The organism is Flagellimonas flava, assembly GCF_900129665.1.
Classification (GTDB): domain Bacteria; phylum Bacteroidota; class Bacteroidia; order Flavobacteriales; family Flavobacteriaceae; genus Flagellimonas; species Flagellimonas flava.
The window spans coordinates 435,649-461,500 of sequence record NZ_FQWL01000002.1 but is presented as its reverse complement, the minus strand read 5'-3'; the positions used below and the strand labels follow the sequence as shown (position 1 = coordinate 461,500).

At 42.3% G+C, this 25,852-nt stretch carries 25 protein-coding genes; 12 read left to right on the top strand and 13 right to left on the bottom strand.

What is annotated here, in order from left to right:
• The first annotated feature begins 21 nt into the window (after nucleotides 1-21).
• Nucleotides 22-300 (top strand): F0F1 ATP synthase subunit delta/epsilon, encoded by a 279-nt coding sequence (locus BUC10_RS07925; protein WP_073178124.1) that lies wholly within the window; start codon nucleotides 22-24, stop codon nucleotides 298-300.
• Nucleotides 301-345: 45 nt separating this feature from the next.
• Here the strand turns inward: BUC10_RS07925 and BUC10_RS07920 are convergent, their stop codons facing one another.
• Both BUC10_RS07920 and BUC10_RS07915 read right to left on the bottom strand, forming a co-directional pair.
• Nucleotides 346-876, bottom strand: a complete 531-nt coding sequence (locus BUC10_RS07920; protein ID WP_073178122.1) for a GNAT family N-acetyltransferase — start codon at nucleotides 874-876, stop codon at nucleotides 346-348.
• Complete coding sequence (locus tag BUC10_RS07915; protein WP_073178888.1) at nucleotides 877-2,667, bottom strand: M61 family metallopeptidase; 1,791 nt, start codon at nucleotides 2,665-2,667, stop codon at nucleotides 877-879.
• 62 nt (nucleotides 2,668-2,729) lie between these two features.
• Between BUC10_RS07915 and BUC10_RS07910 the strand changes: the two genes are divergently transcribed.
• From BUC10_RS07910 to bioD, 3 genes are read left to right on the top strand one after another with little or no spacing between them, the layout of a single operon-like run.
• Nucleotides 2,730-3,884 carry an aminotransferase class I/II-fold pyridoxal phosphate-dependent enzyme gene (locus tag BUC10_RS07910; protein ID WP_073178119.1) on the top strand — a complete coding sequence of 385 codons (1,155 nt, stop codon included), beginning with the start codon at nucleotides 2,730-2,732 and terminating at the stop codon, nucleotides 3,882-3,884.
• A complete protein-coding gene (locus BUC10_RS07905) occupies nucleotides 3,884-4,270 on the top strand; it encodes a putative signal transducing protein (RefSeq protein ID WP_073178117.1) in 387 nt (128 codons plus the stop codon). Before BUC10_RS07910 ends, BUC10_RS07905 begins: the two co-directional genes overlap by 1 nt.
• A complete protein-coding gene (bioD, locus tag BUC10_RS07900) occupies nucleotides 4,267-4,881 on the top strand; it encodes a dethiobiotin synthase (protein ID WP_073178115.1) in 615 nt (204 codons plus the stop codon). The genes BUC10_RS07905 and bioD overlap by 4 nt, the downstream gene beginning before the upstream one ends.
• On the opposite strand, the gene BUC10_RS07895 is transcribed toward bioD, so the two are convergent.
• A complete protein-coding gene (locus BUC10_RS07895; protein WP_073178113.1) occupies nucleotides 4,873-6,357 on the bottom strand; it encodes an ArnT family glycosyltransferase in 1,485 nt (494 codons plus the stop codon). The genes bioD and BUC10_RS07895 overlap by 9 nt on opposite strands.
• 62 nt (nucleotides 6,358-6,419) lie before the next feature.
• Here BUC10_RS07895 and bioA point away from each other — a divergent pair, with 62 nt between their 5' ends.
• From bioA to BUC10_RS07875, 4 genes are all read left to right on the top strand, one after another.
• The gene (gene bioA, locus BUC10_RS07890; protein WP_245812798.1) at nucleotides 6,420-7,706 is read left to right on the top strand and encodes an adenosylmethionine--8-amino-7-oxononanoate transaminase; all 1,287 of its coding nucleotides are present in this window, start codon (nucleotides 6,420-6,422) and stop codon (nucleotides 7,704-7,706) included.
• 6 nt (nucleotides 7,707-7,712) lie between these two features.
• Nucleotides 7,713-8,873, top strand: a complete 1,161-nt coding sequence (locus tag BUC10_RS07885; RefSeq protein ID WP_073178111.1) for a beta-ketoacyl synthase N-terminal-like domain-containing protein — start codon at nucleotides 7,713-7,715, stop codon at nucleotides 8,871-8,873.
• Nucleotides 8,874-8,985: 112 nt separating this feature from the next.
• Nucleotides 8,986-10,086: a biotin synthase BioB gene (gene bioB, locus BUC10_RS07880; RefSeq protein WP_073178108.1), complete on the top strand. Its 1,101-nt coding sequence runs from the start codon at nucleotides 8,986-8,988 to the stop codon at nucleotides 10,084-10,086.
• A gap of 61 nt (nucleotides 10,087-10,147) precedes the next feature.
• The gene (locus tag BUC10_RS07875) at nucleotides 10,148-11,017 is read left to right on the top strand and encodes a cupin-like domain-containing protein (RefSeq protein WP_073178106.1); all 870 of its coding nucleotides are present in this window, start codon (nucleotides 10,148-10,150) and stop codon (nucleotides 11,015-11,017) included.
• Nucleotides 11,018-11,039: 22 nt separating this feature from the next.
• On the opposite strand, the gene BUC10_RS07870 is transcribed toward BUC10_RS07875, so the two are convergent.
• From BUC10_RS07870 to BUC10_RS07855, 4 genes are all read right to left on the bottom strand, one after another.
• Nucleotides 11,040-11,528, bottom strand: a complete 489-nt coding sequence (locus tag BUC10_RS07870; RefSeq protein ID WP_073178105.1) for a regulatory protein RecX — start codon at nucleotides 11,526-11,528, stop codon at nucleotides 11,040-11,042.
• Between the two features lie 4 nt (nucleotides 11,529-11,532).
• Entirely contained in the window at nucleotides 11,533-13,908 is a 2,376-nt protein-coding gene (locus BUC10_RS07865; protein ID WP_073178102.1) for an alpha-L-rhamnosidase-related protein, read from the bottom strand.
• A 93-nt stretch (nucleotides 13,909-14,001) separates the two neighbouring features.
• Nucleotides 14,002-15,549: an Rne/Rng family ribonuclease gene (locus BUC10_RS07860; protein ID WP_073178100.1), complete on the bottom strand. Its 1,548-nt coding sequence runs from the start codon at nucleotides 15,547-15,549 to the stop codon at nucleotides 14,002-14,004.
• Nucleotides 15,550-15,813: 264 nt separating this feature from the next.
• Entirely contained in the window at nucleotides 15,814-16,104 is a 291-nt protein-coding gene (locus BUC10_RS07855) for an HU family DNA-binding protein (RefSeq protein WP_036380395.1), read from the bottom strand.
• 122 nt (nucleotides 16,105-16,226) lie between these two features.
• Here BUC10_RS07855 and mutY point away from each other — a divergent pair, with 122 nt between their 5' ends.
• Genes mutY through gldD form a run of 4 tightly spaced genes read left to right on the top strand, consistent with a single transcriptional unit; the run spans nucleotide 16,227 to nucleotide 19,642 of the window.
• The gene (gene mutY, locus BUC10_RS07850; protein ID WP_073178098.1) at nucleotides 16,227-17,264 is read left to right on the top strand and encodes an A/G-specific adenine glycosylase; all 1,038 of its coding nucleotides are present in this window, start codon (nucleotides 16,227-16,229) and stop codon (nucleotides 17,262-17,264) included.
• A 23-nt stretch (nucleotides 17,265-17,287) separates the two neighbouring features.
• A complete protein-coding gene (locus BUC10_RS07845) occupies nucleotides 17,288-17,743 on the top strand; it encodes a single-stranded DNA-binding protein (protein WP_073178096.1) in 456 nt (151 codons plus the stop codon).
• Between the two features lie 23 nt (nucleotides 17,744-17,766).
• On the top strand, nucleotides 17,767-19,095 hold the full coding sequence (locus BUC10_RS07840) for a gliding motility-associated protein GldE (RefSeq protein WP_073178094.1): 1,329 nt from the start codon (nucleotides 17,767-17,769) through the stop codon (nucleotides 19,093-19,095).
• Nucleotides 19,085-19,642: a gliding motility lipoprotein GldD gene (gene gldD / locus BUC10_RS07835; protein WP_073178092.1), complete on the top strand. Its 558-nt coding sequence runs from the start codon at nucleotides 19,085-19,087 to the stop codon at nucleotides 19,640-19,642. The genes BUC10_RS07840 and gldD overlap by 11 nt, the downstream gene beginning before the upstream one ends.
• A gap of 5 nt (nucleotides 19,643-19,647) precedes the next feature.
• Here gldD and BUC10_RS07830 read toward each other — a convergent pair whose 3' ends face one another.
• The 6 genes from BUC10_RS07830 to BUC10_RS07805 all read right to left on the bottom strand — a co-directional run bounded on the left by BUC10_RS07830 (nucleotide 19,648) and on the right by BUC10_RS07805 (nucleotide 25,807).
• Nucleotides 19,648-20,067: a hypothetical protein gene (locus BUC10_RS07830; protein WP_073178090.1), complete on the bottom strand. Its 420-nt coding sequence runs from the start codon at nucleotides 20,065-20,067 to the stop codon at nucleotides 19,648-19,650.
• Nucleotides 20,064-20,801: a PepSY domain-containing protein gene (locus tag BUC10_RS07825; protein WP_073178087.1), complete on the bottom strand. Its 738-nt coding sequence runs from the start codon at nucleotides 20,799-20,801 to the stop codon at nucleotides 20,064-20,066. Before BUC10_RS07825 ends, BUC10_RS07830 begins: the two co-directional genes overlap by 4 nt.
• Nucleotides 20,802-20,846: 45 nt before the next feature.
• On the bottom strand, nucleotides 20,847-21,866 hold the full coding sequence (locus tag BUC10_RS07820; RefSeq protein WP_073178085.1) for a transporter family protein: 1,020 nt from the start codon (nucleotides 21,864-21,866) through the stop codon (nucleotides 20,847-20,849).
• Between the two features lie 70 nt (nucleotides 21,867-21,936).
• On the bottom strand, nucleotides 21,937-22,311 hold the full coding sequence (locus BUC10_RS07815) for a hypothetical protein (protein ID WP_245812797.1): 375 nt from the start codon (nucleotides 22,309-22,311) through the stop codon (nucleotides 21,937-21,939).
• Between the two features lie 99 nt (nucleotides 22,312-22,410).
• The gene (locus BUC10_RS07810; RefSeq protein ID WP_073178083.1) at nucleotides 22,411-24,483 is read right to left on the bottom strand and encodes a M16 family metallopeptidase; all 2,073 of its coding nucleotides are present in this window, start codon (nucleotides 24,481-24,483) and stop codon (nucleotides 22,411-22,413) included.
• A gap of 1 nt (nucleotide 24,484) precedes the next feature.
• Complete coding sequence (locus BUC10_RS07805) at nucleotides 24,485-25,807, bottom strand: M16 family metallopeptidase (RefSeq protein ID WP_073178081.1); 1,323 nt, start codon at nucleotides 25,805-25,807, stop codon at nucleotides 24,485-24,487.
• Between the last annotated feature and the right edge of the window lie 45 nt (nucleotides 25,808-25,852).

Genomic DNA, 25,852 nt, shown 5'->3' with positions numbered 1-25,852 from the left:
ACCACTCATAGTTTAAAAGATATGTACTTAGAAATAGTATCACCAGAAGCAACCCTTTTTGCCGGAGAGGTGACTTCAGTCACCGTGCCGGGCATCAATGGAGAGTTCCAGATGTTGCAAAATCACGCACCTATTGTTTCCTTATTACAAAAAGGAACGGTTAAGGTACAGGGCGATATTACTATTGAGGAGGAGTTTCAATCAAAATTCTCTAAAGGGTCCAATGGGGAAACGGTATTGGATATTACCAGTGGAACCATTGAAATGAAAGATAATAAAGTTATCGTATTGGCAGATTAAGCCAATTTCTGAATAAAATAGAAGCCGCTCTAAAGAGCGGCTTTTTTATTGTAAAACAATCAAGACCCATTCCCGACCATCCTCAAGGTATCTTTTAAGTTCTCTGAATCCTACGGCCTCATGGGCATGAATTGATCGCAGATTGGAGGCGTCTACTTCGGTAATAATAGTGTCTATACCTTGGGGCAATTTTTCTTTCATTGCCTTATATAAACCGCGGAAAACACCCTTTCCCCTATGACTTTTGGAAACACAGACTTGGCCCATGACCATATAGTTCTTCTTTCCTTCCACAACGGCATTGATTTCTCGAAACATGGGTTTCAAGATTTCTATGCTCTGTGCAAATTTCGGGTGCATACACAGCGCATAACCAACAAGTTTTTCGTTCTCCAGGGCGATTATATGCCCACATTCAGAATTCATTTCCTCTAACACCTCGTAAGTGTGTTCTACGGTCAAAAATCCTTGATTTTTAATCGCTTCGGCAGTTAGGTTTTTAGGTAGGTTCTCTTGTTGAAGCAAAAGAATCTGTTGCAACTGCCAATCGGAAGTGACCTGTTGGTAAGTAATCATCTATTCTGTTTTGAGCCATGCTTTACGAAAAGCCAACATTTCCGCAGTGGGCTGTTCTTCCGCATCCTCCATAAGCTTTATGGAATAAGAGGGGCTTGGCTCAAGAACTATGGAAGTCGTTCTTTCCTGTTCAAAACGGATATATCGAACTTCCAAAGGGCTTCCAAGCTCAAACTGACTTATAAATTCGTTGAACTTTTGCTCTTCGGCGATTGGAATACCCCCAATACTCAGCATAAGATCGTCTTTGGCAAGCCCTGCTTTATAAGCTGGACTACCTATGGTCGGATTTCGTAAAATGGAACCCCCTTTTTCCGATACAGATACTCTGGACCCGAAAAAAGCAAGGTCTTCGGCCTGGTTCAGCACCACGCCAGCTGTGTTGAATAGGGATAGATAATCCGGCATTTTGCTGGCATGGATATAACTGTTGAAGAAATGGTCGCCAAAAACTTTTCCAGCATATTGGTTAAGGAGTTCATGTAAATCTTGAATGATATAATTTTGTTCGTTTTTACCGTGTTTCTCCCAGACCAATTTCATGTAATCGTCAAGGTTAAGACCCTCTTGTCGAAGTGCAAGGTCCAAAGCCAATCCCAAGGCACTACCATACGAATAATAGGAAATAAAAGTATTTCCCCGATTCACGGGGTCCACAGAAGTTGCAGCATCCACAAAGGGAGCTTGGTAACTCATTTCTATAGGATTGAAAAACTGTCGCCCGGGGGAATTCCAGACATAGTTGAAAGTGCCGGTGAGCCCCTCCACATATGCTTTCGGAGATAGCAATCCGGCCCTGCATAGGATTAAATTGGTATAGTAACTGGTAAAACCCTCGGCAAACCACAATTCACCGCTCATATTCGCCTCTTCAAAGTTGAACGGTTCTAGGGATTTAGGTCGAATCCTTTCAACATTCCAAGCATGAAAAAATTCATGGGATACGGTTCCAAGATTACCCTTCATCCCGCCATTGGCCAAACTTCGGGTACTTGTAAGAATGGTTGAATTTCTGTGTTCCATGCCGTCACCGGATGCATTTGGAAGGTAACAGGCTAAGAAGGTATATCTACCATAATCAAACTTTGGAAGTTCTCCATATACCTCCTTTTCCGCCAAGACGATTTTCTTCACACTTTCAAAATAAGCATCCGCTTCTTCCTCTGTTCCATTATGGTGCAAGGCCAATTCGATGGTTTGGCCGTCCAATTCAAAAGATCTCAACATAAAGTTGCTCAACTCGGTAGGGCTGTCCATAAAATAGTAGAGGTTCGGAGCGGAGTACGTTGTTCCGGAGACATGCTGCAACTGGCTTGCCACTTTCCAGCTCAGGTCTTCCCTAAGATCAAAGTTTACCTCAATTTTTCTATCACCTAGGATAGGGGCATACATAAAGGTTGCGGGAATGTTCAAATGGGCATGGGTTTCATCAATTTGGGAATAGGTACCATCCCCACGATTTGCGAAAAGAATGTAACTGATATTCACTGTTCCATTATGGCCAGAAACCGCCCATTCATATGGATTTGGCCTAAAGACGTTAAGTGACTTTCCTTGCCCATCCATAGCCTTGAAGCCGTATACATTTTTGGCAAATTCATGTAGTGCGTATCTTCCTGGAGAGGTTCGGCTCATTCTAAGAAAAAGGGTGTCCTGCTGAATCTGCGGAAAGCTTGCAGTTATAACTGCTTCATGGTGAACCGCGTTTTCAAATGAAATCCCATAGGAATTGGTCTGTGCAGAAATCCATGAAGCGGCAAGAAGCAGGACAGCGGAAAAAATAATCTTCATTTTATCAATTTTGATGAGGGCTAAATTAATCATTTAAAAAGAGTAAACATTAAATTTGAGGCATGGGGGAATTACCAGAAAAATTGCGTTTACGGTTAGATGACAGGTCTGGGGTCAACGCTTTAAGAAGCTTGCCCAAGCACGAAAATCTGGTCGATTTTTCTTCCAATGACTATTTGGGGATTTCTGGTGAGGGAATCATTCAGACAAGAGCCATCGAAATCTTAAAGGAAAAACAAATCGAACAAAGTGGTTCTACGGGATCTAGATTATTGACGGGAAATCATTTACTGTTTGCAGCATTAGAAACCTTTCTGGCCAAGCATCATAACGCCGAGTCCGCACTAGTTTTCAATTCAGGCTACGATGCCAATATTGGATTTTTTTCATCGGTGCCCCAACGAAACGATTTCGTTTTTTACGATGAATTGGTTCATGCAAGTATCCGAGATGGGATTAAGATGGGCCTGGCCAAAGGTTACAAGTTTGCCCATAATAATCTTTTGGATTTACACCGTAAGATTGAGAATACGTTCAGGAAAAACCCCGACAAGGGCATAGAGATTTACATTGTTACGGAGTCTGTCTTTTCCATGGATGGAGATACCCCAGACTTGACGGCTTTGGCCAAATTTTGCTCGGATAACGGCTATCATCTGGTTGTGGACGAGGCCCATGCCACTGGAATTCATGGAGAAGGAACCGATATGGTAAAGGAACTTGAACTAGAAACAGCAGTTTTTGCCCGGATAATCACTTTTGGCAAGGCTCTTGGGTGTCATGGGGCGGCAATTTTGGGCAGCCAAGAACTTAAGACCTACCTGGTGAATTTTGCCCGAAGCTTAATTTATACCACTGCGTTGTCCCCACATACCGTAGCCACAGTTTTGGCAACATATCAGTATTTGGAAGATAAGGGATTCGAAAAAAGAACTGCACTTCAAGAGAACATTAGGTATTTCAACAAGTTGACGAAGGAGCTTGGCATCCAGGACTTTTTTGTGAATGGTAATGCCGCAATTCAGTGCTTGGTATCTAGTGGGAATCAACAAGTGAAGGTATTATCGGAACGGTTAAGGAAAGCAGGCTATAACGTAAAACCTATTTTGTCCCCCACGGTTGAGAAGGGAAAGGAAAGGTTGCGCTTTTGCTTGCACGCGCACAACACCAAACAGGAGATAGACGGGGTTTTAAACGAAGTAAAGAAATCACTATAGTGAATCAGGAATTCTATACACTGGGAACTTTTGAATTCCCCGCCGATGTTCAGATTATTAAAGGGAAATTGGAATCTGAGGGGATTCCTGTTTTTTTAAGGGATGAAAACACGATAAATTCAGACCCATTGATCAGTAGCGCCATTGGGGGGGTAAAGCTTCAGGTATACTTTAAGGATAGGGAATTGGCCAAAAGCATATACGACGAGGTGAGAAATTATGCTACGGACGCTGAGGGCAATCCAATCGTATGCCCAAACTGCAAAGCTGAAAAATCCGAGATTTATTATTCCCGAAAAGGGATATTCTACAAACTATTCCCTTTTTTTGAGCCCAAAAAATACCGCTGCGCCAATTGCAAATTCATCACTAAACCCACAACATGAGCATTTTTATTACCGGAACGTCCACGGAGGTTGGAAAAACAGTAGCTTCGGCCATTGTGGTAGAAGCTTTGGAGGCCGATTATTGGAAACCGGTTCAGGCCGGAGATCTTTCGTATTCAGATAGCCATAAAGTGGCGGAACTGATATCAAACCCCAAGTCCAAAATCCATAAAAACAGCTATGCGCTCAACACACCCATGAGCCCACACGCGGCCGCTGAAATAGATGGGGTCAAAATTGAGTTGGATACCATCGTGCCGCCGCAAACTGAGAACCTTTTGGTAGTTGAGGGAGCAGGAGGGTTATTGGTTCCGCTAAATGCTAATGACACCATTTTTGATATCATTCAACCCAAGGACAAGGTCATTGTAGTGTCCCGACATTATTTGGGTAGCATCAACCATTCCCTTTTAACCATTGAGAAGTTGCAGGAAAAGAATCTGACGATTGGAATTATTTTTAGCGGAGACGAGCATCCTACCACAGAGGATATCATTTTAAAGAAAACCGGGGTTAGCTTTTTGGGAAGGATTAATGAAGAAAACCATTTTAATAAGGAGGTGATCAAGAGGTACGCCCAAAAATTTGAGCCGGCCCTGAGGTCATTTTAGGCGCTGATAGATCAGTCCTCTATCAATACTTTTGATCAACCTGTAGTGCTCGGCAAGATAGGCATCGATATATTGGTTGAAATCCACTAGTTTTTTATCAAAAATGGTCTTCTTTTTTCGAGCTACGACCACTTCAGGTTGAATCTGTTCCATGATATAGCGAAGCTCTTCAAGCCCTGTTTTACGAGGATTATCCATAAATGGGAAAAGCTTTTCCCGTGTAATATTACTGGGGTGCGTGGCGGCCTTAGTGGGTGGCTCCTCACCCAACAACCAATATCCAATATGGTATTCGGTAAAGAAAATATTCTCCGTATTAAGCTTGTTTTCAGTGATATAATTTGGAATATCCACGCCTTCACCATTGTAGAATGAGCCCTTCTTAATTTTATTCGAGATCACATTGGCGTATTCCAAATAAGATTCCATGGGTACCAAAAGTATCAGAATCGCCATTGCAAAGGAATACTTTTGACCAATTCTTGGCAGTTTGCCTGCCGCTACGGCCGCTAAAATCAGGAAAAACGGATAAAGCTGAATTAGATAATGTCCATTTACCTTTCCCGTTTGGATAAAAGAAAGCAAAACACCTGCGATTACAGCTATTAAGGCTTGAACCGTTTTTGAATTCCCATCGATAAGTTTGGTACGTAGCCCGGCCAATATTAAAAGTGCTGTAACCAGTACCATGGGCAATGCCTTGAATACGGAATGGAATTTGGTTTTGGAATAGGCCAAAGGTGCTTCAAAAATGGAACCAAACCAGGTTTCCAACAGGTTATTAAGCAAATATGGAACGGCGGTAAGACCTACAAGGAGAAGAAAGCCCAATCCCATGAGCGTTAACCTTTGTATTCCCTGCCAAGTATCTTTTTGTAGGATGTATTTGGATAATAGAAACACGCCCAACGAAAGTAAGGGGTAGGCCATGTTGAGTTTGGACATCACGGATAAACCGAACAATAGACCCGCGATCAAGAACCAATACTTTTGATCTCTCGAGAGAACCACATATAGTCCACTTATAAAAAAAAGCGTGCAGATGTGCTCGGACATCACGCCTTGCAGGCTTCCAAAAAGGCTAAGGAAAAAAACGCAAAATACCGATGCCCAAAAGGCGACTTTTTTGGAGGTAATCGTAAGGGAAATTGTATAAGTGAAAAGCGCTGTCAAAGCCACGAACAAGGTTCCAGCCAATCGAATTGCAATAAAACTTTTGCCAAAAATTGAAATGATCCCTGCAAAAGTCAAAAAAGTGATAGGTGGTTTTAGATCCCAAAGTCGGGTATAGGGCAGGTGGCCATCAACCCAAGATTGGGCCATAATTATGAAGGTGCTTTCGTCCCTATCCACATAATCTCGAAAGAAAAATGGGAAACGGATGATAAGGGCGACAAGGAACAATATGAAAAGAACTGTTTTCCAGTCTAGCCTATTGTACGGAATGTCTAAGAGCGCATTAACTTTTTTAAGCACTTGGCGTTTGGCGTTTTTTAGGTTTTAATCCCCATCTTTGCAAGATAGAAAAATTGAAGTGTTTGGCAGATTCTATTGCTTTGGAAAAATTATCAAAAAGAGATAAAAAACATCTTTGGCATCCTTTGACCCAACATAAAACAGCTGCGCTTCCCAAGGGGATCGTTAAGGCTAAGGGGGCCTTATTGTGGGATGAGGAAGGCGAAGCCTATATTGATGGAATAGCTTCATGGTATTCCACTGTTTACGGCCATTGCAATGAGCATATCGTTTCGGCGATGACAGCGCAGATGAAGCAATTGGACTTTGTGATGTTCAGCGGATTTACGCATGAGCCGGCTGTTCGCGTTTCCGAAGAATTGATGAAGATTCTTCCAAACAATCAGGCCAAGATTTTTTTTAACGATAATGGTTCCACTGCAGTTGAGGCAGCCATAAAAATGACGCTTCAATACTACTACAACCAAGGCGAAAAGAGGGATACTATCATTGCTTTTGAGGATGGGTTTCACGGGGATACGTTTGGGGCAATGAGCGCCTCGGGGCTTTCCGTATACAATGGACCTTTTGAAGATTTTCTGTTGAAGGTAATTCGGATTCCCACTCCAAACGAGGAAAATCTAGACGCCATATTGACCCAATTACAGACGATAGTTACCGAAAACCGTTGCGCAGCCTTTGTTTTTGAGCCCATTGTGCAAGGGGCGGCGGGTATGAAGTTTCATTCCGCAAAGGGCTTGGATGCCATTATAAAAAAATGCAAAGAAGTCGGAATATTGTGTGTCGCCGATGAAATTATGACCGGATTTGGAAAAACCGGAAAAAATTTCGCTTCGGATTATCTGGTTAACAAACCGGATATTATGTGCCTTAGCAAGGCATTGACCGCTGGAATGTTTCCACTTAGCATTACAAGCTGTTCCCAAAAAGTTTTTGACGCCTTTTATAGCGAAGAGCTTACAAAGGGGTTTTTCCATGCCCATACTTTTAGTGCCCACCCTCTAGGATGTGCCGCGGTTCTTGCCGGATTGGAGTTGTTGGGGTCGGATGGGATATTGGAACGAAGAAAATACATTGCCGAACAGCATCAGCAGTTCGTGTTGAAACTTGGGAATCATCCAAAAGTTAAAGAAGCACGAAGCATGGGTGTTATTCTCGCCATTGATGTAAGAACTGAAATGGATCGTTACGGAAAGTTGCGTGATCGTCTGTACACTTATTTTATGGATCATGGTGTAAACCTTAGGCCCTTGGGGAATACGATTTACGCACTACCTCCATATGTGATAGAAGACGCGCAGTTGCAACAAATTTATGACTCCATTGAAGGAGCAATCGAAATAGTGTAGATTCAGATGCTCAAAGAACCTATTTCCATTACCGCCCTTTCTTCCATTTCAGCTTTGGGGAGCTCATCGGACAAAGTATGGGATGCATATCAGCACGAAAAACATGTCCTGAAAAAAATAGGAATAGGTAATCAAGAAGTTTGGGCGTCACAACTACCGGAAGATGTTCAAATTCAGGTTAGGGAACTGAGGAGTTCAGATTCCAATTATAAAGATTTGGACCCTACAGTACTCTTTGCTATACTGGCATCCCGCAAAGCTGTAAATCTTGCAGGTTGGACCGAGGATGCCAATTTTGGAATAAATATAGGGTCTTCAAGGGGAGCAACCTCCCTTTTTGAAAAATACCATTCCGAGTTTCTTAAAGACGCAACTTCATCCACACTTTCCTCACCCACTACAACCTTGGGGAATATTTCATCTTGGGTGGCCCATGATTTAAAATCAAAAGGCCCTGAAATTTCCCATTCCATTACATGTTCCACGGCGCTTCATGCAATGCTTAACGGGGTGGCGTGGTTACAAAGCGGATTGGCTGATAAATTTTTGGTTGGAGGTAGTGAGGCACCTTTGACGCCTTTTACCATTGCCCAAATGCAGGCATTGAAAATCTATTCAAAAGCAAGCACTGATTTTCCCAGTAGGGCATTGGATTTGGAAAAGCGGCAGAATACCATGGTTCTTGGCGAAGGAGCCGCAGTAGCGTGTCTGGAGAAGGGCAGTATACCTAATGCCATGGCCAAAATAGTAGGCATCGGCTATGCTACAGAACCCTTGCAGCATAATGTTTCCATCTCCACAGATGCCCGATGTTTTCAGGATGCCATGAAAATGGCCATTGGTCAAATGGATTATACCGACATCGAAGCCATAGTGTTGCATGCCCCAGGTACCGTAAAAGGAGATGCATCCGAAGTTAAGGCCATTGAAAAGGTCTTTGGTTCTGCTGTTCCGTTTTTGACCACCAATAAATGGAAAGTGGGGCATACATTTGGAGCTTCGGGCCTATTGAGTTTGGAAATGGCGCTGCTGATGTTACAACATAAAACCTATATAAGGACTCCATTTTTTATACAGGATGTGCCAACAAGACCTATTCGGCACGTGCTGGTCAATGCCGTAGGTTTTGGAGGAAATGCCGTTTCCATTCTTATCCAATCTTCTTAACAGTCTTTGCATCACTGCCTGACATTGGTCATGGTGGTTTTGTTTTTAACGTCATATCATTGCAACGTTAAAGGAATTAAGGCTATTTTTGATTTTGAATTAGTTTCAACCTATGATTGCACCAAGACACAACTGGACCAAGGAAGAGATTTTGGAAGTATACAACAAACCGTTGATGGAATTGTTGTATGAAGCAGCAACGATCCACAGAGGCCATCATGACCCCAACACGGTACAGGTTTCCACCTTACTTTCCATTAAAACAGGTGGTTGTCCCGAGGATTGTGGGTATTGTCCACAGGCAGCAAGATATCATACCGATATAGAAGGAAATGATCTAATGTCCGTACAACAGGTCAAAGCCCAGGCGCTTCGCGCAAAAGCATCGGGCAGTTCAAGGGTTTGTATGGGGGCGGCTTGGAGAAATGTAAAGGACGGCCCTGAATTTGATCAGGTTTTGGAGATGGTCCGAACCATCAACAAATTGGACATGGAGGTGTGCTGTACTTTGGGAATGCTTACCGAGAATCAGGCTAAGCGACTCGCAGAGGCCGGATTATACGCCTATAACCATAATCTTGATACTTCGGAAGACTACTATAAAGACGTGATTTCAACCAGGGCTTTTGAAGACCGTTTGGAAACTATAGATAACGTCAGAAAGAGCAATGTAACTGTCTGCAGTGGAGGTATCATTGGAATGGGAGAAGCGTTAGAGGACCGAGCCGGTATGCTCGTGGCCTTGGCATCACTTAATCCTCAACCAGAGTCTGTGCCAATCAATGCATTGGTGGCAGTTGAAGGTACTCCCATGGAGGAAATGGAACCCATTTCGATTTGGGAAATGATCAGAATGGTGGCAACAACCCGTATTGTTATGCCAGAAACCCAAGTTAGATTGTCCGCCGGAAGAACAGATATGAGTAGGGAGGGACAGGCCATGTGCTTTTTTGCCGGTGCCAACTCCATTTTTGCTGGCGACAAATTGCTGACAACCCCGAATCCTGATGTGAACGAGGATATGGAAATGTTCAAGCTTTTGGGATTGAATCCGCAGAAACCATTTACCAAAATATCACAACCAAAAACCGTTGAAGCGGAGGATTCTGAATACCAATCCAAAGGTGAAAAGCCAAAATGGACTAGACCCAATCATACTATTGATCGAAACGAGGCTGCCAAGGCGAAAGCAAAATTGATTACTAAGGAATAGGACTACAAAAACCCGTTTAAAAACCTTTTATTATTTTAGTTGATTCAAAATCATTGAAATTTTGGAGCTTAACCTTGACCAAATTCCTAGAGAAAAGACCCTGACCAAAAAGGAGTTTCTTCGGAAATATTTCAGACCACAAAAACCTGTGGTTATTGAAGAGTTTATTGGTGATTGGCCCGCGCATTCCAAATGGAGTTTGGAATATATGAAGGAGGTAGCAGGAGAAAAGACAGTTCCCCTTTATGATGACAGACCAGTAAAGCACGACGAAGGTTTTAATGAGCCGCATGCACGAATGAAAATGAGGGATTATATAGATCTTCTCAAAAGTGAACCCACCAAATACCGAATTTTCTTGTGGAATGTGCTGAAGGAAGTCCCTGTTCTCCAGAATGATTTTACCTATCCTGATTTTGGCCTTCGTTTAATGAAAGGACTCCCAATGCTTTTTTTTGGGGGAAGTGATTCGCATACTTTTATGCATTATGATATTGATCTGGCCAATATCTTTCATTTTCATTTTGAAGGGAAGAAGCAGTGCATCCTGTTTCCACAGTCCCAGACCAAATTCCTGTATAAGATTCCGCATTCCCTGATTACCAGGGAGGATATTGATTTTGCCAATCCGGATTTGGAGAAATGGCCTGCCTTAAAGCATGCCAAAGGTCATATAGCGCAGCTAGAACACGGGAACGTGCTCTATATTCCCGAGGGATATTGGCATCACATGAAGTATATCACGCCTGGTTTTTCCATGAGCTTAAGAGCTATTGCGCGCAAGCCTAAAAATTTTGGAAAGGCGGTATACAACATCTTTTTTATGCGACATTTTGATAATCTGATGCGCAGGATCAAGGGGCAGGAATGGATCGATTGGAAGAACGAAAAAGCAGTATCCAAGACGCACGATTTCCTATTTCAAAAATAAGAGTGGACAATAGGGGCGAAATCTATTGGGATTGGAGCTCTTTTAATTTTTGATAGACCAGATCGCTTTCCCAGCCTCGATATAAAAGATAGTCCGCCGTTTTCTTCTTTTTCCTTTGAATATTTACTTCTTGAACCTGTTCCCATCGTTTTTTTGCCAAATCGTCCAGGGTGCGCTGGTACTCAGTTTCATCAATTTCCTTCAAGGCACTATTTATGTTGAATTTGGAAATCTGGCGTTGCTTTAATTCACTAACAATTCGATTTCTTCCCCACTTTTTGATATTGAATTTTCCCCTAGCGAAACTTTGTGCGAACCGTTCTTCGTTTAGGTAATTTTCCTGGATTAAATGTGCAATTATGATGTCAATGACTTCTGGAATCATGCGCATCCCCTTCAATTTTTCCACAACTTCTTTATGACATCGTTCCTGATAAGCACAGTAATGTTCCATTTTACGCTGTGCTTCCTGTACTGTTATATGCTTGTGGTGATGATTGAAGTTGGGCATCAATCTAGTTTTCTTTTACTTTTAGCTTTTGGTTGGAAGATAAGAATGTCACCGTAGCTGCATTTCGTGTTGTCTCGGCTTTTCCTTCAATAATTTCATAATCACCTTGGGGAAGTTCTAGTTGAATGGTCCAATTTGGAGCAGTTTGCGATACTGTTAGCTCTATATTGCCCTGCTCATTTTTTTGATACGCGATGGAAACGGAATTATCTGCGATTTTCACATTTTCCAGCTTTGCTCCAGAATCCCACGCCTTTGGCATTTGAGGTCTAATAATTACCTTTTTTTGACTTGCCATAGGTTGGATACCAAAAAATTGCTGAACCACAGGTATGGCAAAAGCATAGATATTCCAAGCCTGGGCCATCATCCCATAATCCGGAGACACCTCGTACATGCTTCCGGGAAGGGCATAGCTGAATGAGCGCGTCATACGCTGTAAATAGTCCAAGGCCTCATCAGGTCTTCCATAATTATTTTCTGCAATGGCCTGCACGCCGGTAGGAAGCGTCATTACTGCTCCAGTATAGGAGAACACCTTGCTACCTTCAAAGGATCCAAAATCCTTTCCTGCAGAATCGTCCCGATCTATGCCTGTAACAAAGACGCCAAAGGGATTAGTGAATTTCTTAGCGGTATCCAATGCAGAAAAGGCCTTCGCGGAATCTGCGATACCCATTTCCATGGGGGTATTCACCACCCAATTATGATGCAACACAAAGGGTCTGAGTCGGTTGGACGGGTTGTTTAGAATTTGTTTTTTGGTTGCTTCAAGTTCTTCAATGGCCCATGGTTTGTTGAGCGTGTCCGCCCGTATAATTGCATCTTCAATAAGGTGTACGGCCTGCTCATCGGTTCCAAGAAAGTCCGCAAAGGAGTTAAATTCCTCGGACCAGAGCTCAGAATTTATTTTTTCCTTGAGTTGAGTTGCCAATTCTTGGTAGTTTTTGGCCAAATCATCCTTGTCAAGTTCCACGGCTATTTTAGACGCATCCACAAACGCCCTTTGGGTATAAGCGGCCACATCTATCATTTCACTGTCCAACCCATGAATCTCCATCATTCCAAAACCGTCAGGGAACAGATTTTTGTTGCTATCATTTGCTTCCATAAGCCAAGAAAGACCTTTTTGGATGGTAGGGAAGTATTTTCGAAGAAATTCCTTATTGCCATTCCAAGTGTAGATTTCCCAAATCAAAGAGGCAAACTGGGGGGTTTCATTGATATTTCCTTCGTTGAAAACACTCCCGTTGGTGGACATTTCATGAAGAATCTTTCCGTTTCCGTTAATGGCCATGGAAACACTGTCCAACAATTGGATGGTCTGTTCCACAATGTTGTCCTGGCCAACCGCCATATAGCCTTTTAGGGCATATTCGCTGTCAACCCCAAACCACCAAGGGTAATCTGGGATTCCAGCTCCAATTCCAGTTCCTATTTCGGGAACGGTTCTAACGAGCCAATCACTGTTGTACTTTAACCACTCAAAAGTCTCCTGTAGGGACGCATCAGGAATAGTCAATTTGGACTGTGATACCAGCTTGGCGTAACGGTCTTTTTTTTGCGTTGCCAAATTGAAATAATCTAAACCGATTTGGTTGTAGGTTTGTAAAGCATCAGATTTGGAGTTGTACGACCCCGCTATAACAAAACTTAGTATTTTTTGTGATTGCGATGGTAGGTCGATTGTGTATTCCAACGTATTGGATATTCCATTATGTCCCGGTTTTTCCAAGATTTGTCCATGGGAGGTTGGGGCTTGATCTGCCCCGAAAACCGCGTACCATTCATTAGAGTTATCCTTTACTACCCATTTATCTTTTTCAAAATTGGCAGAATCCTTGTCATCTGTCATTTGGGTGCGTTCGCCCAACCAGGTAGGGATTAGGTCCGAATGCCCGATGAACTCAAAATTGCCCTGTTGGTCCTGATTTGTGGTGTTTTTAAGAACAAACTGGACAAAAATCCCTTGGAGGTCGTCGGGAACGAACTGCCATCGTTCAATTGTAATTCCCTTGGATTCCCAAATGTATATGTGTTTGTTGGCGAAAGGGTAATTGATAAATTCCTGTGCTGTATCAAGTTTAAGACTGTCACCTTTTATGGTCAACTTTCCCTCGAATCCGTCCAATAGTTTAATGGGGTGGTTCCAAATGCCTCCCATTTCGCCTTTTATGTGCCAGCCCAAAGGAGGGAAACTTCCATTCTGATGTCCAACCATATAGACTCTGTTTCCTGCCGTTACATAGGGGGAATCCAAATACTCGGCTTTACCCATGATAGCGGGAGAATCAGTGAACAATTCGGAAATGGACCTTGAATTTTCTTCGGAACAACCAACTAACAGCAGTACTAAAAAAAAGAGAAATATACTTTTCATTTTTTGAGCGAATAGGTATTATCCAAAAATACCATATTGTCATTAAATGTATAAAACAAAAAAAAGCGACCCCATTACTGGAAGTCGCTTTTGTTATCTAATGGTTTTACCATCCTTGTTTTTAAAACGGTATTCAAGGTAGGTGTAAGCATCCCTAGGCTGAACCTTAACCCATTTCTTGTGCTCCAAAAACCACTTAAAACGGGGTGATGGATATCCTTGGGTCAAATAGGCCGCAATAAAGGGATGGATGTTTAAAATGATACCATTATCCTTTTGATTGCTTTTTAGGATTCGCTCCAAATCTGCATTGATTTTATCAACCAAAACAATCGGGGCTTCTACCTCTTTACCTGAGCCATTTGGATTTTCCTCACTGGTCTTGATGTTCATTTCTGGACGAACACGTTGTCTCGTGATTTGGACCAGGCCAAATTTACTTGGGGGCAGGATTTTGTGCTTGGCACGGTCATCCTTCATTTCCTCCCTGAGATGGTCAAACAGTTTTCTTCGATGATCACCTTTGGTCATATCTATGAAATCTACTACAATGATTCCGCCCATATCTCTGAGGCGCAATTGCCTTGCGATTTCAGAGGCTGCCAAAAGGTTTACTTCCAGTGCCGTATCTTCTTGGTTTTTTGCCTTGTTGGAACGATTACCACTGTTCACATCAATAACATGAAGTGCTTCGGTATGTTCAATAACAAGGTATGCGCCCCTGCTCATGGAGGCGGTTCTACCAAAAGAAGTTTTAATTTGGCGTTCGATTCCAAACTTTTCGAAGATTGGAGCCGAACCAGAGTAATGTTTGACGATGGATTCCTTTTGTGGTGCGATTTCGTGCAAGTAATCCTTAATTTGATGATAAAGCGTTTCATCGTCCACATGGATTCCCGTAAAGGAGTCGTTGAACACATCTCGGAGAATGGATGAGGCTCTGTTGAGCTCAACCAATACTTTGGATGGATGGGGCGCTTTATGCAGTTTCTTGCACATTGTTATCCATTTGGAAAACAAATTCTGAAGATCTTTGTCTAGTTCTGCAACTTTCTTGCCTTCTGCTACGGTACGTATGATAACACCAAATCCCTTGGGCTTTATACTTTTTACTAGTCGTATAAGCCTGTCCTTTTCTTCCTTGCTTCCAATTTTTTGTGAAACGGAAACCCGATCAGAAAAAGGAACCATTACCAAATATCGCCCGGCTAAGGAAAGCTCGGAACTAATTCTTGGTCCTTTGGTGGAAATAGGTTCTTTTACAATTTGTACCAATAATGACTGATTGGCCTTAATAACTTCGTTAATACTGCCATTCTTGTCTATATCTTTTTCAAATGGAAAATCTTTTAGGGAGTAATCTCTAACTTTCCCTGTTCTTGCTTTTTTAATGAATTTCAGCATGGAGGCGAGCTGCGGGCCTAGGTCATGGTAGTGCAGGAACGCATCTTTTTCATAACCTACATTTACGAACGCAGCATTTAGACCGGTAACGGGTTTTCTTATCTTGGCTAGGAAGATATCCCCTACAGTAAAATTGTTGTCGTCCTCGTCTTTGTGTAATTCAATTAGTTTTCCATCCTTTAATAAGGCAAAATCGACTGCTTCAGGACTAGATCTAACGATTAATTCTCTATTCACCTGAATCGATTTTTATTTATCCCATTATGTTTATTGGGATAAATGATTAAACAATATGTAGAATCGGTTTTAACCGATTGAAATTCTTTCTCGAATCTCTATGTCAAAGAACGTAGGGTTGTAAAATGAAAAAGTAGTTGCAACAACTACTTTTTCTTGTGTCGGTTAGCTCTTCTGCGCTTCTTGCGCTTGTGGGTAGCTACCTTATGTCTTTTTCTTTTTTTACCACTCGGCATATGGCTCTTCCTTTAAGTGTTAGTTATCTTATTTTACTTGAACGTTGCTTTTCACACCCTCCACAAAAACTTTTGCCGGCTTAAACGCTGGAATATTGTGCGCAGGAATTTTAATAGTAGTATTCTTTGAAATGTTTCTACCTGTCTTTTCGGCTCTCGTCTTAATGATAAAGCTTCCAAAACCTCTTAAATACACATTATCACCATTCTCCAAGGACGATTTTACCTCCTCCATAAAAGATTCCACTGTTGCTTGTACGTCTCCTTTTTCTATACCTAGTTTTTCTGAGATTCTAGTTACAATATCTGCTTTCGTCATTTCGTATTATTATTTTCTAATTTTTTAGGCTTGCAAATATAAAAATTAAAATTAATCTTTTGTTTAAAGCCTTTAATTTTAAGTATATAAACTGCTACTTTTAACCCTTAGTATTTTCCTACATGTCTTTTTCGAAAGAAATTCTAAAATGGTATGCCCAAAACAAACGGCCATTGCCATGGAGGGCCACTAAAGATCCCTATAAAATTTGGCTTTCAGAAATCATGCTTCAGCAAACAAGGGTAGCCCAGGGAATGCCCTACTACCACAAGTTCCTGGAGAATTTCCCAACGGTACATGACTTGGCGAAGGCATCCGAAGAGCGAGTGCTAAAACTTTGGCAGGGACTGGGATATTACTCCAGGGCCAGGAATCTGCATGCAACGGCCAAAATGGTGGTTGACCAACATTTAGGAAAATTTCCGGACACCTATAAAGCGTTAAGGCAACTCAAGGGTGTGGGAGATTATACGGCGAGTGCCATCGCATCCATTTGTTTCGATTTGCCGGAACCCGTAGTGGATGGTAACGTATATCGTGTTCTTGCGAGATATTTTGGAATCGACCTACCAATAAACAGCTCCGAAGGGATAAAATATTTTAAGACCCTGGCCAGAGAGGTCATGGATGCCGATGAGATACGCGATTACAATCAGGGTATTATGGAATTTGGAGCCATGCAATGTGCCCCTAAAAGTCCAAACTGCACTCGCTGTCCACTAAACCAAAGTTGTGTGGCCTTAAAAGAGGGAAAAGTAGGCGAACTCCCCGTTAAGTTAAACAAAACAAAAGTCCGAAATAGATATTTCAACTATTTGGTGTATTTGAACCCACAGAGAAAAACCCGAATGGAGCAGCGGGAAGGAAAGGGAATCTGGCAAAATTTATATCAATTCCCCCTCTTGGAATCTGATAAGCTGCTCAGTACGGATGAGTTTGTAAGTCAACTGAGGGAATATGAAAAAGATCTAAACGTGGGGCATATTGTTTTGTTTAACGAGACACCCATAGTGCATAAATTGTCCCACCAACATCTCCATACCCAATTTTGGATTTTGGAAGTGGATGAAATATCGGAAGAAAGTATTCCATGGGATAAAATCCATGATTTTCCCGTTCCCGTTTTGATAGCGGACTTCCTAAAGACGTTTAAAATTTAGTACTTTTGACCAATTAAAGAATTATGAGCGGAACATTAAATAAAGTGATGCTGATCGGGCATTTGGGCGACGAGGTGAAAATCCACTATTTCGAGGGAGGAAACTGCATTGCCCGCTTCCCTTTGGCCACCAACGAGACCTATACAAATAGGCAAACCGGGGAGAAGGTGACCAATACGGACTGGCATAATATTGTAGTCCGCAATAAGGCCGCCGAAATTTGTGAAAAGTACTTGAGCAAAGGTGATAAGGTCTACCTGGAGGGAAGATTAAAAAATAGACAATGGCAGGGTGAAGATGGCAACACGCGCTACACCACCGAGGTCCATGTGCAAGATTTTACCTTTTTAAGCACCAAAAAGGAAAGTATGGCGAATACGCAACAGGCCGGTAGCCCTTCTACCGCCAGTGCACCTGCCAAACCCATTGATCCTGCTCCGGTGGAAGAAACTGGTCAGGATGATGACCTACCATTCTAATATAAAGCAATAACCTGATCGAATTGGATCCCGAGCCCCATAGTTTGGTATTTTATTTGGCCTCTTACGGAGGCTGGTTTACGGCGAAAATACTGGTCTTGTTTATACTACTGATGTGCTCTGCTTTGATTTCGGGAGCAGAGGTAGCCTTATTTGGCCTATCTCAGACTGACCTCAACGAAATGGAGGAGGAAGGAACCTCGAAGGGAAAGCGCATTGTGCATCTTTTGAACAAGCCCAAAAAACTTTTGGCTACCATTTTAATTGCCAATAATGCCATCAATATTGGTATTGTGCTTTTGTTCAGTTCTATAGGAAACGTAATTTTTGAGGGAATTGATCAAGTACTTTTTGGAGTTATTTCAGTACGGTTTCTGCTCGAAGTTGGGGTAGCCACCTTTTTAATTTTAATGTTCGGGGAAATCCTCCCAAAGATTTACGCGAACAGAAACAGGGCTCAATTCTCCCTGTTCATGTCTGCACCTATTAAATTACTTAGCGTTTTACTTACCCCATTTAGCTCACCCATGGGTTCCGCCACTGGGTTTTTGCACGATAAATTGGGAAGGCAAAAATCTAATCTTAGCGTGGATCATCTGTCCCAGGCGTTGGAACTCGCTTCGGAAGGAGATACCACCAAGGAGGAGCAGAAGATTTTGGAAGGAATCGTAACCTTTGGCAATACGGATACCAAGCAGGTGATGCGTCCGAGGATAGATATTTTCGCTTTAAACGAGGATATGAAGTTTCCAGAGGTCTTGGAGGAGATAACTAAGAATGGCTATTCCAGAATACCTGTTTTTTCCGAGAATATGGATAACGTTCTCGGTGTACTTTATGTGAAAGACTTACTACCTTATATAGATAGAAAAAATTTCAATTGGATGTCTCTTATCCGAGAACCTTACTTTGTTCCGGAAAATAAGAAGCTAGACGATTTGCTCTTGGAATTTCAGGAAAAAAAGAATCATTTGGCGGTTGTGGTGGACGAGTACGGCGGTACTTCCGGAATTGTAACTTTGGAGGATATCATTGAGGAAATCGTGGGGGATATCAGCGATGAGTTTGACGATGAGGATTTGGTGTATTCCAAGTTGGATGACCATAATTACGTATTCGATGGAAAAACCACCTTGAAAGATTTTTATAGGGTGGTGAAAATTGAAGATGAAGAGGATTTTGAAGGTCAAAAAGGAGAGTCAGAAACCATTGCGGGCTTTGTGTTGGAGATTTCTGGAAGTTTTCCGAAAAGAGGGGAAAAGGTACTGTTCAAAGAGTATCAGTTTATAGTTGAGAGTTTGGATAAAAAAAGGTTGAAACGAATAAAAGTGACGTTGCCAAATGAAGTATAAGGGGTGTTTTTTATTAGGGATTTGGATAATGCTTGTGAGCTGCAAAGACGATATTTTGCCCAAACCCAAAGCCATGTTACGATTGGATTACCCCGAAGCTACTTACAAGGCATCAACCACTGATTGCGACTACACTTTTGACTTAAACACGCTTGCTACCATAAAAGAAAACAGGGACTGCTCCCTGGTCCTTGATTACCCCATGATGAGCGGATCGGTCTATATCACCTACAAACCTGTCGATGACAACCTCAAGATCTTGTTGACTGATGCCCAAAAACTTTCTTATGAGCATGTGGTGAAGGCGGATAACATTGTGGAACAACCCTTTGTAAACCCTGGTGATAAGGTTTACGGAATGTTTTACGAGGTAAGCGGAAATGCTGCTTCCCAATCACAATTTTATGTGACGGATAGCACAAATCACTTCATTACCGGGTCATTGTATTTCTATGCCAAACCCAATTACGACTCCATTCTTCCGGCAGCGGTTTACCTCCAAAAGGATATTAGAAGAATTATGGAAAGCCTCCGCTGGAAAGAATAGATGGATTAGTTTGCCAAAAGTGCCTCTGCCTTCGCTATACTGGAATTAATCTGCTCTTTTAAGGCCTTCACCTTTAGTTCTTCCTCATTTAACCACTGCTGCTTTTGCTCGGTCAGTTCCTTCCCATCCAGTATCTCTGCGGAATCAAATCGGTTGCCAAAATTCACCATCCAATCCATCATGGATGTATTTGCATCTTGAAGCTCTTTCATTGAGGATTCATACTTCAACCCCATTTCCGTGGTGTCCACCTTGCTCTTCAATTCGCCGACCAATTTTCCCAGTTTCCCCATTTTGGGCATAACTTCATCGTGGATGGCCATTACCTGTTCCATCTGTGTTGGACCCTCTGCGGTCTTCTCCTTTTCTTTACAGGAAATTCCCATTAGGGCCAATGCTACTATAAGTGTAAGTGCTTTTTTCATTTTGATGTTTTTTTTGCAAAAATTCTTGAAGTAAAAATATATAAACTAAACCCTGAAAGGATGGTAAATAACCCAAAAAGTGCAAATGCGCGTAGCAGTAGGTTGTTAAAATTATCCCGTTCAGCATAATCCATGGTGTGAAGCATCCATAGGAAATCGAAAACACGCCATTTGTTGCTTCTGAAGGTCTGGATGTTCCCAAATTCCGGTGAGACATAAACCGTGGTGTTCGCAGGTTCCGCAAAGGTTACTGCATAGGCAGGTAGGGGTCGCCCCCGATATTCGTGATGTTTACCAGCCTTCTTAAGGTATTCCACGGCCGTAACCCCTGCATTTACCGCTAATCCGTTCATGGCTGTCTTGATGGCTTCTTTCTCGGTAAGGTGAGGTCTTGTATTTCCTGTGTCCGCATTGTAGAGCACTACCTTTTTCTCACCATTTCTGGTATAAAATACGCGATAAACAGGCCGATTAAGAACGGTTGTGAGTTCCAGTGAAATGATACTGTCAGTTGCCTTGAAATCTGATTTCAAAAAGACATGGGGGCTCACTAGATTTTCCTTGGGCTTGGGGATGATGATATTTTTTTTGAGATGGTCTCCCCGTATTTCATGTATGTTGGTCCAGCTAAAATAGAGCCCTCCGAGTGTCCATAATAAGAACTGTATCCCAAGGATCACCCCAAGATAACGATGCCATTTTCTGTTGAGTTGGACAATTTTTCTTTTTGTCATTTGGAATGGTTAAGGCTGGGGCGCGATGCGCCCCAGCAGTTTAAATTAAAAGGAATACTGTGTTCCCAAGGTAATTGTTTCTTTGTTTTTCAACTGAATACCGTTTAAATCTTGGTACAAGGGTGAAGCAAATTCAAAACCAACTCTCAGGTTCTTTAGAGCTCCGGATGGAACAAAGACATTAAAACCAATTCCTCCATTTAGAAAATTCCCGCCGGAATTATTGGTGTCCGTAGTAATGACCATCATGGGGTTCAAATTGGGGTCTTCACCATTGATTTCGCCGACGACCAAGGCTTCTAGACGGGCCGAGAAGCTTAACCATTTTGCGGTTTTAACTGCGAACCAACCATTCAAACTTTGGCGATTACCATAACGGAAGTCCCGGTCATTTTCCCCAAAACGCAATATCGCTCTAAGCTGTCCTCCCCAAGAAACCGACTCACTTTGTCCTAAATAGGTGACTGCAAGATTGGTATCGACGGTGCCACTTCCCAATTGCATAGGGTAGGGAAGCTCTGTTTTGTTTGGTGCTGAAGCGGGAGTAACATCCGTTTCCGTTACACTGCCGGTGGGCAACGACACACCAAGCTGCCCGTGAACACTCTGACCGTTCTTGTTGAAAAAACGGTAGAGCATGGAAAGTTGAACATCTCCAAACCCACTGACTTCGGTAGTGAAATTTCCACCCATTCTTGTCAAATGATCCATTTCCATAGACAGATAATTGGCCATGACCATTATAGTGATCTTGTCACTTGGTGCGTACATGCCGCCCAGCATATGCATATTCATGGGCATATTGGTGGGTGTCACCATATAGTCAGCTAAGGCCGATTCTGTGGTCGCGTCATCGCTACCAGCTTTTAAGTCTTCCATGTTCATGTACATATATCGGTAGGAAAACATCCAATCCCCTTTTCCGTGCATATGATCTCCCATTACCGAAATGGGGGCATGGCCGTCAGGTCTTCCAGCGGACCATTTTTTCGATTCTTCCTTGATTTCCTGTGCAAACATTGCAGCAGAGGCCATTAAAAAGATGGCCGTAATGTAATTTTTCATTCGGTGTTAAAATTGAAGTTTAGAGCGATGAATTACCGCCCCGAAATAAAATAAAGTGTCGCCTTAAAGTTTAGGAAACTTGACTTGGTGGATGGAAACTATACGAAGTAAAAAGGTAGGTGTAATGGTTGTGATAGCAAAAATGCTTTTGATTGGAAATGAGGTTTTGCCTTTTTGTTGAAAGTGAAGCTAAATAGACAAATCCTATGGGGTACTCTTCTAGCAAAATTTTCGGGAGATTTTGTTTTTTTTCCTCGTTTTGCTCGGAAAGGCGCTGCATGAGATAACACTTTCCGTTACATTGCAATTCGGTTTTATCCTTATTTACACAGAGAAATTCAGCTATATAATCCTCATAAATGATGTACTCGGCCAAAGGTATCACTGGTCGGGTCATTGCCAACAAATAGAGCAAAACAAATCCATATGCTGCAATCTGTTTCAAGGATGGTTTATTTGAGTTGCAAAATTAAGCATATAGCACTTCAAAATAAAAAAGGCGCCTAGATATTAAGACGCCTTTTTTTATAAAAATTTGTTGGTCTTATTTAAAATCGGTAGCCTCCACTCCTTCATTGACCTTGATTTCCTTGACAGTGAATTCTAAGTTCTGAGGTCCAGCTGTCTGAACAAGCTTGAACGGAAACTTGATTCCGGAAACTTCTTGATAATCGTGAAAGCCCAAGGTGTTTGTCATTTGCTGTCCTTGGATCTCCTCAACATTCACCACTTGAAGCTTCAGACCGGTTTCCGTGTCATAAAAGCAGGACTTTTTATCTGTAATCTTGAGTTTGTAAGCTTTCCGATCACCAACAGGTTCGATACCTTCTATAGTGATATTCCCTGCCGCCAAATAATTGAGTTCTGGGAAAGCAGCGGATTCTTCCTTAACCTTTTCAATCTCATCTTCGGAAAGGTCTTCGCGCTGACCTTGGGCAATTGCGTATCCTTTGTCCCCATCCAAAACTCGTTTTTGTACAGAATTGCCCATCACTTTTATATCCTGTAAAAATTGATATTTGGTGGTCTTTTTCAGCTCCAGCTCCAACTTCATTCCCTGAGTTTCCGCTTCTGCAATCATTGCATAGGAATTTACGCCTTCCAACTTGCCTTTGCCACCAATGGCATCAATGTATTTTTCCAAAATGGATTTGGCCGTAATGCCCTCTGGTAACGGAGCGGAATAGTCTGGCTTTTCGGCTTTATTGGCCGATTTATCATAAAACAGCACCGGTACAGCTTTCCCGTTAAAGGTCACTTTTTCGAGATTCTCCAACACATCACTTCCCTTTCCGGTTACCACTACCCTTGCGTTGGAGGTTGAAAAGAATTTTTTGGAAGCATTTTGTACATCTGTAATCGACACCGCATGAAGCCGTTCCAAATAGGTTTTATAAAAATCCTTGGGCAGGTCTTCCGTCTCAATGTTTAGGGCATACTCTGCAATTGTTTCTGGACTCTCCAAAGCCATTACAAAGTTTCCGGCATATTTGGCCTTGGCATTGGACAGTTCTTCCTCTGTAACAGGCTCTTTTGTCATACGGTCTATTTCATTTAGGATTTGCACCACAGCGCTGTCCGTAACCATATTTCTTACCTGGGCTCCGGCATTGAAGCGCATAGGGCTGTATTTATTGTCCCGAATACCGGAGTAGGCGTGGTACGTATATCCTTTGTCCTCCCTTAGGTTTTGGAACAGTCTAGCTTGGGAACCACCTCCTAAAATCCTATTGGCCAAAAGTGCGTTCAAATAATCAGGGTCCTTCATTTTAAGTTCCGTAATGTTCTGAACGGCCACTTCGGATTGGACCGCATTGGGCATATCTACAAAATTTATCTGGTTGTACTGTACATCCTTTGGTTTGGCATAGCTATACGATGGTGGTACGGCCTTGGACCAAGGGGTGAAATATTGAGTGACCAAGGTTTTCACGTTCTCGAATTCCACATCGCCCAAAACCACCAGGTAGGCATTGGCTGGTACAAAATAATCCCTATAATGTTTTTCAACATCGGCCAAAGTGACCGAGTTCACTGTTTGCTCCGAAGTGATTTCTCCATAGGGATGACTGGTTCCATAAGCAAGGGCCAATTGTACTCTTGAGGCTATGGCCGAAACATCTTTTTCTTCCGATTTTATGTTGGTGAGGATACGTTCCTTTTCCTTGTCAAATTCTTCTTGGGTGAAATTGGGATTGAGGGCCGCATCTGCCATAAGTTCCAAGATTCTTGGGAAATACTTGGAAAGGCAGCTAGCCGATGCACTTTGATCGGAAACATTGACCGACGCTCCCAAAAAATCAACTTCCTCATAAAAGTCATCTTTGGAAATGGTCTCCGAGCCCTTCCCGAGAAGGCTGGATGTAAGGTCCGAGACCCCAGCTTTAGAACCTTGTAAAATGGGGGGGTTATCAATGATCAATTGCATGGAGACCCTGGGTAATTTGTGGTTCTCCACCACCATTACCTTTAGGCCGTTCTTTAGTTCAAAACGTGTGGGTTCCTCCAGATTAATTTGTGGTGCGGGACCGGGTTTGGGCGGTTGGGTTCTGTCAATTTGCGCAAAGGATAGTGTGGCAAACAATGAAAACAGGGAAAATACGAGATACTTTTTCATCTTAGTTAGCTTCTTTTTGTTCGGGTAAGTACTCCAACTCCACACGCTGGTTTACCTTTAAATATTTTTTGGCAACTTCCATGATTTCCTCACGGGTTATAGAGCGATAAATATCAATTTCGGTATTGATCAAATTGGTGTTGTCGCGAAGCATGTAATTTTCAGCAAGGGAATTTGCAATCCCAGAAACACTACTATTGGCGTTCACAAAATTGTTTTCAAATTTATTCTGAAGTTTTTGGTAATCACGTTCCGAAATCAATTCTGATTGTATTTTCAGAATTTCTGCGTCAATTTCATTTTTGATATCCTGAATGGAATTCTCCCCAACGGGAAGACCTCCAACAACATAGGAACTATAATCCTCTGCATCAATGGGAACTGAAAATATTTGTAGCGCTATTTTCTTCTCATCCACCAACTTCTTATATAGTTTGGAACTTTCGCCATCGCTTAAATATGTAGAGATCATGTTAATCACGTAAGCTTCCCTTTCGGCCTGCCCGGGCGTTCTGTAGGCCAGTAAAATGGCGGGAATTTGGATATTGGGGTCGTAATGCGTGGCTTTTCGTGTGGTTGTTATTGGGTCTTCCACGACTACATTTCTTTTGATTTCCGCCCCTCTTGGAATTGGCCCAAAATAGTCGGAAACCATTTTTTTAGTTTTTTCCTTTTCAAAATCCCCTGCAACGACCAGCACCGCATTGTTGGGGACATAGTAAGTGTTTCGAAAATTTTTGAAGTCATCCAGAGTGGCACTGGCCAAATGGTCTAGGGAGCCAATAACACCCCATTTATACGGATGATCGGTGTAAAGGTTTTTTAAGAGTACCTCAAAAAAAGCACCATAGGGAGAATTATCCACTCTAAGCCTTCTTTCTTCCTGAACTACTTCTTTTTGGGTATCCACGCCTATTTGCCCAATAATGGGGTGAAGCAATCTTTCAGACTCCAGCCATAAACCTGTTTCCAAGCTATTGGATGGAAAGGTCTCGTAGTAATAGGTGCGGTCCAAGAAAGTGTTGGCATTGCCGTTTCCGCCATTGGAAGAAACAATTTTATCCCATTCTCCCCGCTCAATATTCTTAGTGCCCTCAAACAAAAGATGTTCAAAGAAATGCGCAAAACCGGTCTTCTGTGGATTCTCGTCCTTAGATCCTACATGGTACATTACCGCGGTGGTAACAACAGGTGCAGAATTGTCTTGATGCAATATAACATGCATGCCGTTGTCCAGATCGTATTCTTCAAAAACAACCTTTTGGGAAACAAGATGGTTGATGGTCAAAAGCATGAAAATTGCAGATACTAAATATCGCTTCATAATTGAAATTTTGTTTTGATAGGGATTTGTGTGGAATTTATGATT

Bases quoted from the DNA above. Each gene is read 5' to 3' on its own strand.
- BUC10_RS07925 (WP_073178124.1), top strand. From the start codon at position 22: ATGTACTTAGAAATAGTATCACCAGAAGCAACCCTTTTTGCCGGAGAG.
- BUC10_RS07920 (WP_073178122.1), bottom strand. From the start codon at position 876: ATGATTACTTACCAACAGGTCACTTCCGATTGGCAGTTGCAACAGATT.
- BUC10_RS07915 (WP_073178888.1), bottom strand. From the start codon at position 2,667: ATGAAGATTATTTTTTCCGCTGTCCTGCTTCTTGCCGCTTCATGGATT.
- BUC10_RS07910 (WP_073178119.1), top strand. From the start codon at position 2,730: ATGGGGGAATTACCAGAAAAATTGCGTTTACGGTTAGATGACAGGTCT.
- bioD (WP_073178115.1), top strand. From the start codon at position 4,267: ATGAGCATTTTTATTACCGGAACGTCCACGGAGGTTGGAAAAACAGTA.
- BUC10_RS07885 (WP_073178111.1), top strand. From the start codon at position 7,713: ATGCTCAAAGAACCTATTTCCATTACCGCCCTTTCTTCCATTTCAGCT.
- bioB (WP_073178108.1), top strand. From the start codon at position 8,986: ATGATTGCACCAAGACACAACTGGACCAAGGAAGAGATTTTGGAAGTA.
- BUC10_RS07870 (WP_073178105.1), bottom strand. From the start codon at position 11,528: ATGCCCAACTTCAATCATCACCACAAGCATATAACAGTACAGGAAGCA.
- BUC10_RS07865 (WP_073178102.1), bottom strand. From the start codon at position 13,908: ATGAAAAGTATATTTCTCTTTTTTTTAGTACTGCTGTTAGTTGGTTGT.
- BUC10_RS07855 (WP_036380395.1), bottom strand. From the start codon at position 16,104: ATGACGAAAGCAGATATTGTAACTAGAATCTCAGAAAAACTAGGTATA.
- mutY (WP_073178098.1), top strand. From the start codon at position 16,227: ATGTCTTTTTCGAAAGAAATTCTAAAATGGTATGCCCAAAACAAACGG.
- BUC10_RS07845 (WP_073178096.1), top strand. From the start codon at position 17,288: ATGAGCGGAACATTAAATAAAGTGATGCTGATCGGGCATTTGGGCGAC.
- gldD (WP_073178092.1), top strand. From the start codon at position 19,085: ATGAAGTATAAGGGGTGTTTTTTATTAGGGATTTGGATAATGCTTGTG.
- BUC10_RS07830 (WP_073178090.1), bottom strand. From the start codon at position 20,067: ATGAAAAAAGCACTTACACTTATAGTAGCATTGGCCCTAATGGGAATT.
- BUC10_RS07825 (WP_073178087.1), bottom strand. From the start codon at position 20,801: ATGACAAAAAGAAAAATTGTCCAACTCAACAGAAAATGGCATCGTTAT.
- BUC10_RS07820 (WP_073178085.1), bottom strand. From the start codon at position 21,866: ATGAAAAATTACATTACGGCCATCTTTTTAATGGCCTCTGCTGCAATG.
- BUC10_RS07810 (WP_073178083.1), bottom strand. From the start codon at position 24,483: ATGAAAAAGTATCTCGTATTTTCCCTGTTTTCATTGTTTGCCACACTA.
- BUC10_RS07805 (WP_073178081.1), bottom strand. From the start codon at position 25,807: ATGAAGCGATATTTAGTATCTGCAATTTTCATGCTTTTGACCATCAAC.